A 15018-nucleotide genomic window follows, 5' to 3' on the forward strand; every position below is an offset into this window, starting at 1 on the left:
GGTCCTTTCTAGACACCGCCGAAGCGACGGTGACGTTTATTGTAGTCAGAGATAGCTTGATGTAGTCCCTGCTGATCAAAGTCTGGCCAGAAAACATCTGTGAAGTAAAACTCACTATAGGCAGATTGCCAAGGCAAGAAATTACTAAGACGAAGTTCGCCACTCGTACGGATAATTAAATCTGGATCACGATAAAGGTATGGCAGCTTATCTGTCATCAAATGTTTAGCAATGAGGTCTTCATCAATAGCTTCAGGTCTGAGCCCCCCTATTTCAACCTCTTTAGCAATAGCTTGAACAGCCGATACAATCTCCGCACGACCACCGTAGTTCAATGCAAAATTGAGTATCAAACCGGAATTATGTTTCGTCTGATCTACTGCTTTTTCAAGAGCATCTAGGGTTTCCTTAGGTAGGCGACTATTATCTCCGATTGTCAAAATGCGAACATTGTCTTTGTCTAATACTGGTACATACTTGTTAAAAAATTCAACTGGTAAATTCATGATAAATTTAACTTCATCTTGTGGACGTGACCAGTTTTCAGTTGAGAAAGCATAGACTGTCAATACCTTAACTCCAAGTTGTGACGCTTCGATGGTTACCTTTTGCAAGGCATCCATTCCAGCCTTATGTCCCATCACACGCGGTTGTAGACGCTTTTTAGCCCAACGGCCATTTCCATCCATAATAATACCGATATGGTTGGGAATATTGTCTAAAATCTCTTGATGAGATTTTTTTCTAAATTTAATAAATTTAAACATGAAATATCCTCTAAATATAGTTTACCCTTTATTCTACCACATTTTAAAGAGTTCTGAACAGTGTTTAATACCAAGAAGATTAGAATATACAAAAAGACCAGGATTTAACCTAGCCTAAAATACACATCTTACTTTTCATCAGCAGACTCAATTGCTGAATCTTCTTCAACAATTGTCTCTTTAACAGTCTCTGCTGTTTCTGTACTTGGTGCTGGCGTGATCACTTTCATGATTGAACGGTTCAAGTCAAAAGTTAAGAAAACACCTTCCGCATCCAAAACAATACGATTATTTTCTTTATCAATTTCGTCAACAATGGCAATCAAACCACCAATTGTTTCGACTTCCGCACCCTTAGCGAGACCTGCAAAACGATCTTCTTGAGCCTTCGCCTGACGGCGACGGCTAAACACCACATAACCAACAATTGCAACAGCATAAATGACCAACAATAGCATCATATTCATATTTCGTGTTCCTCCAATAATTCACTTGGCTTCTACTATATCAGATTACGTCAGGACAAGCAAGGTAAATCCTTAACCAGACCACAGAAAAACACTTTCTACAAGACAGAAAATGTTTAATGAGATTACATATCTGCTACGTTGTGATAAACCTTTTGAACATCATCATCCGCTTCAAGAGCATCAATAAGTCTTTTGAAAGTCTCAAGGTCTTCACCTTCAAGAGTAACCTCAGTTTGTGGAATCATTTCAAGTTCTGTCACTTGGAACTCTTCCTGACCGTTAACACGGAGAGCTTCCAACGCCTTGTGAAGGTCAGTTGGTTCTGTGTAAACAGTGATTGTTCCATCTTCTGCTCCTACATCTTCAACGTCTACATCTGCTTCAAGCAATTGCTCAAAGATAGCATCTACGTCTTCGCCAGCAAATACAATGACACCTTTTTTATCAAACATGTATGATGCTGAACCTGAAGCACCCATATTACCACCATTTTTACCAAATGCAGTACGTACATTTGCAGCTGTACGGTTAACGTTTGAAGTCAAAGTATCTACAATGATCATAGAACCGTTAGGTCCAAATCCCTCATAACGCCCCTCAACGAAAGTTTCATCTGTGTTACCTTTAGCCTTATCAATAGCCTTATCAATAACATGTTTTGGCACTTGCGCTTGTTTAGCACGTTCCAAAACAAATTTCAAAGCTGAGTTTGACTCTGGATCTGGTTCACCTTGTTTAGCAGCTACATAGATTTCAACACCAAACTTAGCGTAAACCTTTGAGTTAGCACCATCTTTAGCAGTTTTCTTAGCAACAATGTTAGCCCATTTACGTCCCATTCGATTCACCTCTTCTAAGAGATGTTATAACATCTCTTATTTTTTTCTTTTTGAAAATAGCAGAACCCGCTAAATTCACAATCCCTTACATTATAGCACTTTGACTGCCGTTAGTAAAATTGAAATAAAGTGGAAGTGCTAATAACAGAAAAAAAGACCAGCCAAAGCTGATCTTATCTAAGAATTACAAGCGAGCGTTAAGTTCTGCTCCAAGTTCTTCAAATCCTGGTTTACCAAGAAGGGCAAACATATTTTTTTTGTAAGCTTCTACACCTGGTTGGTTAAATGGATTAACAGCATTCAAGTATCCTGAAAGTGCGATAGCAAGCTCAAAGAAGTAGATGATATAACCCAATGTAAAGGCATCTTGTTCAGGGATAGTAATGAACATGTTAGGCACGCCACCATCTGTATGAGCAAGAAGAACACCGTCTGTTGCTTTCTTGTTAACAAAGTCAACATCTTTGCCTTGGAGGTAACCAAGTCCATCAAGGTCTTCAGCCAATTCAGGAATAACAACGTTTTTACGTGGTTTGTCTACACGAACAACAGTTTCAAATAGATTACGTGTACCTTCTTGGATAAATTGGCCAAGAGAGTGCAAGTCAGTTGAGAAGTTTGCTGAAGTTGGGAAGATACCTCTTTGGTCTTTACCTTCTGACTCACCAGCCAATTGTTTCCACCACTCAGCGAAGTATTGAAGTGATGGTTCGTAATTTGCCAAGATTTCAGTTGTGTAACCTTTACGGTAAAGGATGTTACGAATTGCAGCGTATTGGTAAGCTTCATTTTCAGAGATTTTAGATGAAGAGTACTCTTTACGTGCAGCGTTAGCACCCTCCATGAGGGCTTTGATATCAGCCCCTGAAGCTGCAATTGGCAATAGACCTACAGCTGTCAATACTGAGAAGCGTCCACCAATATCATCTGGAACAACAAATGTTTCCCAACCGTTAGCGTCTGCTTCAACCTTAACAGCACCTTTTTGGCGGTCAGTTGTTGCGTAGATACGTTTGTTAGCTTCTTCTTGACCGTATTTCTTAACAAGAAGTTCCTTGAACACACGGAAAGCGATAGCTGGTTCAGTTGTTGTTCCTGATTTAGAGATAACGTTAACTGAGAAATCTTTACCTTCAACATACTCAAGCAAGTCAGCGAGGTAAGTTGATGAAATAGAGTTCCCAGCATAAAGGATTTGTGGTGCTTTACGTTCTTCTTTTGTTTGAAGGTTAGCAAAGTGATTGTTCAAGAAGTCAATAGCTGCTTTGGCACCAAGGTAAGAACCACCGATACCGATAACAACCAAAACGTCGCTTTCTTCTTTAATTTTTTCAGCAGCTTTCAAAATACGATCAAACTCTTCACGATCGTAGTTCTCTGGAAGGTCACGCCATCCAAGGAAGTCAGCACCTGGGCCTGTTCCTTTGCGGATCATTTCGTCTGCTACTGTTACTTGTGCTTGAAGGTTATCTACTTCGTGTGGTGCTACAAATTTATCCAAAACTTTTGAATAGTTAAATGTAATATGAGCCATTAGTCTCTCCTTATAAAAATTCAATTACAGCTTCTAGTTTACTCTTTTATTTATCTTTTGACAATGTTTTTTACCCTCATTAGGTCATCACGATAGGTTACAGTTACTATTTAAATGCAAGGTCTGCTTCAAGGCCATAATGATCACTTACTAGAGGTAAATTGTTCCCATCAAAAATGACACTAAGGCGATTTACTGCCCACTCTTGGCTTACAAAAACATAGTCAATACGTAAAGGTTCTTCATTACCTTTCCAACCATCGATACCAGGTCCAACTGTATAGCTTCCATTTGTTTCTTGAGCCACTTGGAAGCTATCCTGAAGTTTGAGCGGACTGGCTAATATTGCTTGGTAACCTTCTCGACCTACTGGGTTATTAAAGTCCCCTGCTAGAATAAGAGGTTTGCCAATAGATTGAAAACGTTCCTCAATGCGTGCCCACTCTTCTTGGAAACCTTTATCCCACCATGAAAGATGGACACTAGCAACAGCAACTTCTCGGCCATCTACAGTCGTCTCAGCCACTGCCACACGGCGTGTATGATAGTCTGTTGGATCATCAACATCTGAAACTAAAATTTCGCTAGCTGTCAATGGTTGACGTGACAAGACAGCAACACCTTCATTAAGGTGGTCATAACCAATGTGATTATAAGCCCACGTCCAATGATATTGAAGGTCCTCTTCAGCTAATTTTTCCACAAGCAAACGGACAAAGTGATCTTGGTGGATTGATGTTGCTGATGGTAGCCCATGATAGTAAACATCCGTTTCTACAGCTGCCGTCTCTATTTCCTGATTAACTTCTTGGAAACAAATGATATCATATTGAGCCTTAAGGATTTGTTCCTTTAGGATTTGAAATTTTCCTTCTGCATCTTTTTCCATCCAACTATGGGTATTTAAGGTTAGAAATTTCATAATCTTATCCTTTATCTGACTTACATATAGAAATGACAACAAGGTCTTTTACAAACAAGACAGCCCCTGGGCTGTCTGCTTGATTATTATTTAACAAATCAAAGTTCTACTTTTGCAACTGGAGCATTAGCTGCTAATTTTCCTGTATGTTCTACTTCAACTGATTTAATCGCGTCTGTATTAGTGAAGACAACTACTATTGAAGTTTCACGTCCAGCTTCACGGATAGCTGCAAGATCTGCTTCCACTAAGAGATCACCAGCAGCAACAGTTTGTCCTTCAGTAACTTTAACCTCAAAAGGTTTACCATCAAGACTAACAGTATCAAGTCCTATGTGAACCAAAACTTCAAGTCCATTATCTGATACCAAACCAAGAGCATGTTTAGTTGGGAAGATGCTTGAAACTTTACCAGCTACTGGAGAAACAATCTTACCGTTTTCTGGTTCTACAGCGAAACCATCACCCATCATTTTTTGTGAAAATACTGGATCTTTTACATCTTCAATGTTGATAACTTGACCGTCTGCAACTGAGTAAACAACTTCAGTCACACCTTTGAATTGAGCTCCTTCTTTTTGAACAGCAGTCACTTGACTTGGAAGTGTTTCAGGGATAACTTCACCTGAATCAAGTATGTCTTGGATATCAGATTTCAAGATGTCAGCTTTAGGACCGTAGATAGCTTGGACACCTTGGCCTTTAATAACAAGACCCATAGCACCTTCAGCTTTCCATTGTTCTTCAGTTCCGACTTTTTCAGCGTTTCTAACAGTAACACGGAGACGAGTCATACATGCGTCAACATCGACAATGTTAGCACGTCCACCAAGAAGGTTGATGATGTTGATAACTTGTGAGCTTGCTGAACTTGTTCCAGCACCTGCTGATCCAGCAGATTCTGAAGAATCGTCATTTTGTTCGTAGTTACCATTACGTCCTGGTGTTGCGTAATCAAATTTCTTAATCATGAAGTTTGCAATGAAGAACATGATAACACCAAAAAGTACAGTTACCCAAATGAAGTTAATGATATCCATCGCCAAACCAGCGTTAATAGCGAGAGGTGTACGTGTCAAAAATTCGATAAAACCGAATGAGTGAACACGGAGGTTAACGATGTCAGCCATTGCAAAGGCAGCACCTTGTACAAATGCGTAAATGATGTAAAGTGGAGTAGCTACGAACATGAACATGTACTCGATAGGCTCTGTTACACCTGTCAAGAATGTTGCAAGCGCAGTTGCAGTCAACATACCTTTATACTGATGTTTCTTATCATCATCAACGTTACGATAGATAGCTACCACCATACCCATCAAGATACCAAAGGAACCAATCATTTGACCAACTTTGAAACGAGCTGGTGTATAGGCTTCAAGAAGGTGTTTATATTGATCTGGATGCGCACCTTTAAGGTTAGCAAGGTCAGTAACCCATGCGAGCCAGAGTGGATCTTGACCCAAAACTTTAGTACCTTTTGCAGCACCAGTCAACACTTCATAAGTACCACCCAATTGAGTGTAGTTAATTGGAATAGTCAACATGTGGTGGAGACCAAACGGCAATAGAAGACGTTCCAATGTACCGAACAAGAACGGTGCCAAAATTGGAGCATTTTCTTTCGAGCTGGCAATCCACATACCAAAACCGTTAATTCCAGATTGAATAACTGGCCATACAATAGCAAGAACGATGGCTGCAATAGCTGAACGAAGAATAACTACGAATGGTACGAAACGTTTACCATTGAAGAATGATAGAGCTTCTGGCAATTTACGGAAGTTATAGTATTTGTTGTAAGCAGTAGCTCCGATGAAACCAGAGATGATACCTACAAATACACCCATGTTAAGGGCTGGTGCTTCCAAAACACTGATGAAGTAGTCAGACACCTTGATTGATTGACCAAGAAGTGTGTGAACTGTAGCACCCTTATCAGCAAGAATATCTGAAGTAACACCAAAGATTGAACCAGTCAAGCGGTTAATCAAGATAAATGCAAGACCTGCTGCAAAAGCACCTCCTGCACGTTCTTTAGCCCAACTACCACCAATGGCAAGGGCAAACAAGATGTGAAGGTTACCGATAACCCCCCAACCAATTTGCTCAAGAAATCCACCTGTAATAACAAGTGGTGCCACGTTTGGATTAATCATGGCAATCGTTTTACCGATAGAGATCATAAGACCTGCTGCTGGCATAACCGCGATAACAACCATGAGGGCCTTTCCAAACTTTTGCCAGAAATCAAAGCCAAATTTTTCTTTTAGCTTATTCATTTCATTTTCTCCTATATCCTATGCAAGCGTTTGCATGCTTATGTAATCATTATAGCACCTTTTGGTAATTTATAAAGCGTTTTCTTAAACTTTTTTGTTTTTTTACAAAAAAGGCCGCCAGCAAAAACTGGATGGCTCAGACATTTATTAGGCCATCAAAACCATGAGAATTGGGATAACGATCATGGTCGCGAGGGTAGTCTCAGTCACCATGATAGCAGCGTAATCACTATCAGCTCCGTAGAGTTTAGCAACCACAGGTGCATTGGTCATGACAGGCATAGCCGACTGGATGATAAAAACTTGCTTCATCAAAGTTGGTAAGGGGGACCAATAAATGATGGCAGCCATCAAAACCGGGGCAACCACAAAGCGTCCTAGCAGAATTAATACCTGGTCTTTTTTCAGAACCAACTGCTTCACTCCTGCATTAGACACTGACAAACCGATAAAAATCATAGATAAAGGAGTTGTTAAACTACCTAAATACTGCAAATCACTGGTTAAAAATGTCGGTAACTGAATATGAAGAATAACGATAATAAGACCTATGATAAAACCCATAAGAGGGGGAGAGAAAATCTTATTTAAACTAGTTTTTAAATCAAACTCAGCTTCTCCTTCACCATCTCGCTGGATGAGATAGGTCCCCAAGGTCCAGAAAAAAGTCGTATTACACATGTAATAGATCAGAACATAGGGAATACTAGCATCGCCAAAAAGAGCTTGGTTGATTGGTAGTCCCACGAAGATCGTATTAGAATTAAAAAACATGGAAATAAAGAGTCCACGATGATCCTTTCTGACTGCAAAAATCCTAGCCACTGCTGTTGCAATTCCAAACAAAATCACCATAGACAGAGCAGGAAAACGTAATTCTGGCAACATCTTAAGCAGGTCTGCTGCTGTGAAACGCTGCGTGATGGTATAAAGCATATAGCAGGGCAAGGCAATTTGGGTGACCATCTTAGCGATTAGGCCACGCGACTTGTCATCAAACCAGCCTTTTTCCCCCATGACGAAGCCCACTAAAATCATACCCAAGATGACTAGAATTCCAGATATACTTGTTAAAAAGATTTCCATATTTCCTCCTTTTTGTTTTTGCTACGATTTATGACAGACAATAGCAGAATCTGACTGATTTTTTCTGACTAGAAATCTACCGTTATTTTAAACTCAAATCTAAAAAAATCACTTTAGTATATCACAAAAAGAGCTCGATTTCTCAAGCTCCTTTTCTATTATTTACTCTGCTTTTAAGAGAGGCCCAAAGATTGATACTAGACCAAAGAAGGCGATGAAGATAAGAGTAATGGTCGCACTAGCTGGTGTTTCCCAATAATAGGAAATAAAGATACCAGAGAGCATTCCAACCAAACCAATACCAATAGCCCAGAAAATAACAGACTTGAAGGTCTGACCTATTTTCATACCAATAGCTGCTGGAAGAATCATGATGGTAGAAACCAGAAGTGATCCTGCTGCTGGAATCATCAGGGCAATCGCTATCCCTGTCACAATATTGAAGAGGAGCGACATGAGACGTACTGGCAAGCCATCTACATGAGCAGTGTCTTCGTCAAAAGTCAAAAGATACATAGGTCGAATAAAGAGGAGAGTCAAAATCAGTACAATAGCCGCAATCAGAAAGAGAGCATGCACCTGCTCAGAGCTAATCGTGATAATAGAACCGAAAAGATAGCTATCCAAACTCATACTACTGCTACCCGCCTTGCTACTAAGAATAAGAGCCACTGCCAATCCCATTGACATGAGGATAGCTGTTGAAATCTCCATATAATGCTTGTAACTGACCCTGAGATATTCCAAAACTAAAGCAGCAATAACCACAACCAAAAGGGTCATCCAAGTGGTTGATTGTCCTAAGAAAATTCCAACAGCCACCCCAGCTAGGGACACGTGACTCAAAGTATCGCTCATCAGACTCTGACGACGAAGAATTAAGAAGAGCCCCAAAATTGGCGAAAAGATACTGATAGCAATCACGGCAAGAATAGCACGTTGCATAAACTCATAGGCTAATAATTCACTAATCATGTTTGTGCTCCTCTCCATCCTTTTCATGGATATTGAAACAACGCCAAGGCAATTTCTGGTTACGAACCAGATGAATATTACGGTCTGTGTACTCCTTGACTTCCTCTGGGTCATGGGTAATCATCAAAACAGACTTGCCATGATTATGAGCAGAGTGGTGCATGAGTTCGTAAAAGGTATTGGCTGTCCCTGCATCCATCCCTGTCGTTGGCTCATCCAAAACAAAGATATCAGGATCTGAAGCGAAAATACGAGCAATGACGGCACGTTGCTTTTGACCACCTGAGAGATGTCCAATCTGCTTGTAACGATTTTCCCACATACCTACAGACTCTAGAGCACGTTGAACATGCTCTAAGTCATGTTTGTTCAAACGACGGAACCACCCCTTATGGGGGTAGCGACCTGATTTGACAAACTCATAAACAGTACTTGGGAATCCTGCATTAAAGCTGGCAATTTGCTGTGGTAGATAGGCCATGCGAAGCTTCTTACCATCTTTGTTAATATCAGAAATCGTCACAATCCCCTTCTTAGGCTTGAGAATTCCTAGGGTGGCCTTAATAAGCGTTGACTTGGCAGCTCCATTTTCCCCAGTTAGGGTCACAAACTCCCCAGAATCCAAATGATAGTGAATATTGTCCAGAACGAGCTCCGCATCATACTGGAAGCTCAGACCTTCAACTGTAATATAACGCATCTTATTCCTCTATTTTTTCTGCTAATTTTATCAAGAAACGGCCAATAACCTGACGCTCTTGATGATCAAACTGATCCAATACAGACCGATAAACCCCAAGGGTCTCTTGGTGGTGTTCCTTATGCTCTTGGGCAATAGGTTGAGCTTCTTGTGTCAAGACGAAATAGGTCACGCGCCCATCATCCTTGTCTTTCTTACCCTCCAACATGCCCTCTTTGACCAAGGTTTTTACTGCCTTGGTAACAGCAGCCTGGCTGACATTGAGAGCCTTAGCCAACTCAGAATTGGTCTTTTGCCCCTCAGACAAAAGCATGAGAATATGCTCCTGGGTGTTGGTCAACTTAACCTTACTTCGGCACTGACCAATGAGGAGCTCATACTGATTTTCAGCCTTAAGCAAAATTTGATTAATCAATTGATTTACTTGTTCTTCTAGTTCTATCATTACTTTCTCCATTTACTTAACCAGTTAATTATATCGAAAACACAGAGGTTTTGCAAGGAAAAATAAAAAGTCCAACCGCAGCTAGACTTAAAAATGATAATAGGTTTAAGATACTGCCCGTGTCTCTTCCTTCCAAAAACAGGTATAACCTATATTAAATACCGCCAAGAAAGCCAAGAGAGTCCATGACCAAGTAGCACCCAAGGACTGGTTTAAGGCCAAAATCACAGCTGCACCCAGGGGTACAGTCGCTGTGACAATGGTTGAAAAGATACTAAAGACAGCGTTCTGTCGCTCTTCAACAATGGAGAAGATGACGATGGTATCTGATTTTGGATTGGAAATGGCTGTCGCATAAGAAGAAAGAAAAAGGAAGGTAAAGAGGACAATGGGATTGTGCCATACAAAGATACTGATAATCATCAACAATGCTAGACTATTCTCAAAAAGCAGGTTGGACCTAATGGACCACTTGCGGTAAAAGTCGAACGGAAAAAGTGATCCTAAAAAGAAAGCAACCAATTCGATAGACTCAAAGACTGTGATAGTCACAGCATAAGACCCCAACTGCAACTCCTTGACCGATAAGAGATAAATCATCAACAGGGTGGCCATGGCTGACGAGAGCAGGTTCATACTAGAGTAAATCATGACCAAATTAAAAATAGAGGACTGGGATTTGAGAAAGGTGAAATTGGTTATGGTGTCCCTGACAAACTGACAAATCAGGGCTTTTAAAGATTCTGCTTGTTGTTCTTTGGACTCAGGTATTGGTTCATCAAGATGGTCAAAAAGTTTTCGCCCTCGTCGCAAGACCAGATAAGAAGCCAAGAAAACCAAAACATTAATCAAGGCAAACAAGAAATAGTTATGAGCCAGCAGGGCAATGAGCATGACACCCACGCTCTTTCCCGCTAAGGTGACGATATTAGACATTCCCTTACGAAAAGAGATGGCTAAGGAAAAATTCTCCTCATCTACCACCCGACGATTGAGGGAAAGATTGAGATAGGCAGTGTAATTACCAATAATATCACTCATAAAGTTGATGGCTAGGACCAAGACGAAGACCCACCAACTAGGTTTAAGCAAGGTTAACACCCCAAAAAAGACATATAGACTCATCTGCAACCAGCGTACCAATTTCATGGCCTTAAAGCTATTTGACGCTCGATCAGAGACATAACCCACAATAAAATCAAAAACATAGGGAAGCGAGGTAATCAAACTCGCCAACCCCACCGCCAATTCTGGATTAGGGAAGGTAGCCGCATAGAGAACCGAAACCAAGTCAAACAAGGTGGTCCCAAAGATACCTAACAAGATGGATAGGGTCAAAACCCTATAAGGCTTGTGTTGTAAAAAAAGCTGCATTTAAACCTCCTGATGAGGGAGAAATAGATTAAACATAAATTAATACTCTTGAGTTACATCTCTCCTCATTATTAGAATAATAATCATAAATATGTAATCGATTCTTTTCTCTTAACTCGAATATTGAAGAATTAGACAGCTGTCTCATCGCTTTATTCGTCAGCTTACAAGCAATTTATTATATAAGAGCCCTGTTAGAGTACATACTAACAGGGCTCTTTCTATTTCATCGCAAAGTCGCAAAGATTTCTTTGACCTGAGCAACAGACTCGGCACGTGAGACTTCGCCACGAACCTTAGCTGCTCCTGCTGTTCCACGAAGATAGTGTGGAGCAAGACCACGGAATTCACGAACAGCAATCATCTCACCTTTAAGGTCTACCAAACGTTTGAGGTGGTCTTCAGCAATGTCCAGCTTCTTATCAAACGGAAGATCTGGCAACTCCTCTCCCGTTTCGAAGAAGTAATTGATTTGCGTGAAGATGTATGGATTATTCATGGCTGCACGACCCACCATAACGGCATCTACGCCAAGTTCTTCAATCATGAGTTTAGCGTCTTGAACGTTACGAACATCTCCATTTCCGATAAATGGAATCTTAGTAATAGCTTTAGCAACACGAGCCAGCGTCTCGTGGTCACAGTGACCAGTATACATTTGTTCACGGGTACGACCGTGCATGGCAAGAGCAGAAACACCTGCAGACTCAGCTGCAAGAGCGTTTTCCACAGCCAAATCACTGTCTGACCATCCCGTACGCATCTTAACGGTTAAGGGAATATCAAGCACTGACGTTACTTCCTTGACAATGTGGTAAATCTTATCTGGATCCTTGAGCCACTTGGCACCCGCTTCATTTTTGACTACCTTATTGACCGGACAACCCATATTGATATCAACGATATCAGCCTTAGTATTGGTCTGAATAAAATCAGCTGCACGCTTCAAGCCATCAGCATCACCACCGAAAAGCTGGATAGACATTGGATGTTCATTCTCATCAATATGAAGCATGTGGAGGGTTTTCTCATTATTGTAGAGGAGACCTTTTTCAGAAATCATCTCCATCACCACAAGACCAGCACCAAACTCTTTTGCAATAGTACGGAAGGCAGAGTTGGTCACGCCTGCCATAGGAGCTAGGACTGTTCGGTGAGGGATCTCTACATTTCCAATCATAAAGGATGAATTAAGTTTAGTCATTGATGAGTTCCTCCAAGTCAGCTTCTGAAAATTCATACTTAGTTTGGCAGAATTGACAGACGATTTCAGCCCCATGGTCCTCGTCTTTCATAGCTTGAAGTTCATCCTTACCAAGCGTCAAGAGGGCATTTTCAAAGCGTTCACGTGAGCAATCGCACTCAAAGCTAAGCTCCTCTTCAGACAAGCGTTTGAAAGGCTCATCCCCATAAATGGCATTCAAGAGCGCTTCAATATGGTCATCAGACTCTAAAAGTGTTGAAATGGCTGGCATCTCTTGGATGCGTTTTTCGTAACGAGCGATTTCTTCCTCGCTAGCTCCTGGTAAGACCTGAAGCATGAAACCACCAGCAACCTTGACCTTATCCTCTTTGTCAAGAAGTACATTAAGACCAACAGCAGATGGTGTTTGCTCAGACTCTGTCAAATAGTAGGCAAAGTCTTCACCGATTTCACCAGAAATAAGCGGTGTTGATGACGTGTAAGGATTACCAGTTCCATAATCGATGATTGAGACAAATTGTCCTTGCCCCATGAAAGGACCTACTAAAACTTCACCAGTCGCTGTTTTCTTGATGTCTACACCTGGATTTTGGATGTAGCCCTTAACATGTCCTTTGGTATCAGCTACAGAGATGATATGACCAAAAGAGCCGTTTCCGATAACCTTAACTGTAATTTCGCTATCACCCTTTTGGTTAGCAGCCAAGATTTGATTGGCAATAAGGGTACGCCCCAAAGCAACTGTCGATGACGATAATGTATTGTGTTTTTCTTGTGCAGTTCTGACCGTTTCAGTACTATCGAGAGCATAAGCACGGAAAGAACCTGATTCTGAAATTGTTTTAATTAATTTATCCATAGTATCTCTATTATAACACAAAAAAGAGGATGGAAAAGTCGTAAACGCTTGGCGTTTCCTCTCCCACTCTCTCTAGCAAATTACCATGAAAATTCGGACAGTTTTTCCCTCAAACTTGCTAATTGCCTATTGTCAAAATGATGCTTCTACCTTATTACAGGTGATAAATTCTCCAAATACTCAATATGGATGCTGACAAGGAGTATAGTCAATAGTCGTCAAGCGTTTGAGTTGACTATGAATGAAAACTGTCCCTGATCATACTTTTCCTGAATTATCAAAATTATTACGCTCCTATTAGTTTTCTTTGTTAGATTTAGGGTCAAATGCATCACGCAAGCCGTCCCCCAAAAGAATGAAGGCAAGAGAGATAAAAACAAGAGCAAAGGCAGGAATAACCACCTGATAAGGGTAGTATTGAAGATTCTCAGAAGCATCCGTAATCAACGAACCTAAAGAAGCTGTTGGTGGCTTAACCCCCAAGTTGATAGCTGATAGAACCGCCTCGTACATAATAGCACTTGGAACGGTCATCATAATTTGAACAATAATGATACCTGAAATATTTGGCAAAACATGTTTAAAAGCTATCTTGAATTTATTTTCACCTAAAGCGCGTGAGGCTAAAACAAATTCACGTTCTCGGTAGGATAGGGTCAAATTACGGACTTGACACGCCATAGACGTCCATCCGACAATGGCAATTGAGATAATGATTGACAACACACCACTACCCAAGAGAAGCCCTAACATCGTTACTATGACCAAGTTAGGGATAGATGAGATGACCTCAATAACACGTTGCATGAAGAGGTCAATTTTCCCACCTAAGAAACCTGACACCAGACCATAGGTTACTCCAATAATCAAATCATTAAAGTAGCAACGATGGCAATTAAGAGAGAGATACGTATACCAACAATCACACGTTTCGCTAAGCTACGTCCTAGATTGTCAGTTCCCAAAATAAATTTATCGTCTTTTGGAATCGATTGACCAGAGTATACATCATTAGGCTCCTTATTACCTGAAAAGACAATACTACCATTCCAGAATGGTAAGCTATCTGATAGTTTAGGTGGTAAATTACGATATGTCTTAACTTCATCACCATTAAAACTATTAGCATCCTTGGCATTAACAAAGAAATTTGATCCAATTGAAAAGACCAGTAGAATTGCTAAAAACCAAAGTGATATGGTCGCCAATTTATTTTTTTTCAGACGTCTCCAAACATCTTGTGTAAAAGAAAGAGTCGGTTTTTCAATTTTTTCTTGTGATTCAGTATTTCCAGCACCAACAAGTTTGAATAGTTGTTTTTCTTCCATGATACTCTCCTTACTTCATACGGACACGTGGATCCACAAAACCAGTAATGATATCTGTCAATAGGATAGCTACCATAAGCATTACGGCATAAACGATAGTGGTTCCCATAATGACAGGATAATCTTTTGTTGGAATAGAAGTAACAAACTGTTGCCCAATCCCGGGAATTGAGAAAATCTGCTCTATAAGTGCTGAACCTGTTAGAATATTAGCATCCATTGGACCGATCTAG

The 15018-nt window shown here is 40.5% G+C and carries 13 protein-coding genes and 2 pseudogenes; all 15 read right to left on the bottom strand.

The features are described from left to right. Positions 1-8: 8 nt before the first annotated feature. Positions 9-767, bottom strand: a complete 759-nt coding sequence (locus NSQ85_RS00155) for an isoprenyl transferase (RefSeq protein WP_179974193.1) — start codon at positions 765-767, stop codon at positions 9-11. A gap of 128 nt (positions 768-895) precedes the next feature. Next, positions 896-1234, bottom strand: a complete 339-nt coding sequence (locus NSQ85_RS00160) for a preprotein translocase subunit YajC (protein ID WP_100284950.1) — start codon at positions 1232-1234, stop codon at positions 896-898. 125 nt (positions 1235-1359) lie between these two features. Continuing rightward, positions 1360-2076: a YebC/PmpR family DNA-binding transcriptional regulator gene (locus tag NSQ85_RS00165; RefSeq protein WP_179974192.1), complete on the bottom strand. Its 717-nt coding sequence runs from the start codon at positions 2074-2076 to the stop codon at positions 1360-1362. 184 nt (positions 2077-2260) lie between these two features. Beyond that, the gene (locus NSQ85_RS00170) at positions 2261-3610 is read right to left on the bottom strand and encodes a glucose-6-phosphate isomerase (RefSeq protein ID WP_340780882.1); all 1350 of its coding nucleotides are present in this window, start codon (positions 3608-3610) and stop codon (positions 2261-2263) included. A 106-nt stretch (positions 3611-3716) separates the two neighbouring features. Further along, entirely contained in the window at positions 3717-4532 is an 816-nt protein-coding gene (locus tag NSQ85_RS00175) for an endonuclease/exonuclease/phosphatase family protein (RefSeq protein ID WP_179974190.1), read from the bottom strand. Between the two features lie 98 nt (positions 4533-4630). Next, on the bottom strand, positions 4631-6814 hold the full coding sequence (locus NSQ85_RS00180; RefSeq protein ID WP_179974189.1) for a PTS transporter subunit IIBC: 2184 nt from the start codon (positions 6812-6814) through the stop codon (positions 4631-4633). A gap of 147 nt (positions 6815-6961) precedes the next feature. Then, the gene (locus NSQ85_RS00185) at positions 6962-7900 is read right to left on the bottom strand and encodes an AEC family transporter (RefSeq protein ID WP_179974188.1); all 939 of its coding nucleotides are present in this window, start codon (positions 7898-7900) and stop codon (positions 6962-6964) included. A 162-nt stretch (positions 7901-8062) separates the two neighbouring features. Next, positions 8063-8875, bottom strand: coding sequence for a metal ABC transporter permease (locus NSQ85_RS00190; RefSeq protein WP_071417508.1), 813 nt, complete (start codon positions 8873-8875; stop codon positions 8063-8065). Next, the gene (locus NSQ85_RS00195; RefSeq protein WP_179974187.1) at positions 8868-9575 is read right to left on the bottom strand and encodes a metal ABC transporter ATP-binding protein; all 708 of its coding nucleotides are present in this window, start codon (positions 9573-9575) and stop codon (positions 8868-8870) included. Before NSQ85_RS00195 ends, NSQ85_RS00190 begins: the two co-directional genes overlap by 8 nt. Before the next feature lies 1 nt (position 9576). After that, positions 9577-10020, bottom strand: a complete 444-nt coding sequence (locus NSQ85_RS00200; protein WP_014607905.1) for a zinc-dependent MarR family transcriptional regulator — start codon at positions 10018-10020, stop codon at positions 9577-9579. Positions 10021-10125: 105 nt separating this feature from the next. Next, positions 10126-11394 carry a peptidase gene (locus NSQ85_RS00205; RefSeq protein WP_179974186.1) on the bottom strand — a complete coding sequence of 423 codons (1269 nt, stop codon included), beginning with the start codon at positions 11392-11394 and terminating at the stop codon, positions 10126-10128. 226 nt (positions 11395-11620) lie between these two features. Beyond that, on the bottom strand, positions 11621-12598 hold the full coding sequence (gene dusB / locus NSQ85_RS00210) for a tRNA dihydrouridine synthase DusB (RefSeq protein ID WP_179974185.1): 978 nt from the start codon (positions 12596-12598) through the stop codon (positions 11621-11623). Continuing rightward, positions 12591-13457, bottom strand: a complete 867-nt coding sequence (gene hslO, locus NSQ85_RS00215) for an Hsp33 family molecular chaperone HslO (protein WP_179974184.1) — start codon at positions 13455-13457, stop codon at positions 12591-12593. The genes dusB and hslO overlap by 8 nt, the downstream gene beginning before the upstream one ends. Positions 13458-13754: 297 nt before the next feature. After that, positions 13755-14785: pseudogene (locus tag NSQ85_RS00220) on the bottom strand (ABC transporter permease). Positions 14786-14795: 10 nt separating this feature from the next. Then, positions 14796-15014, bottom strand: a pseudogene (locus NSQ85_RS00225) (ABC transporter permease subunit); the annotation flags it as partial. Positions 15015-15018: the final 4 nt, after the last annotated feature.

The sequence above is a fragment of the Streptococcus sp. FSL L8-0526 genome (assembly GCF_038007145.1).
GTDB lineage: Bacteria > Bacillota > Bacilli > Lactobacillales > Streptococcaceae > Streptococcus > Streptococcus thermophilus.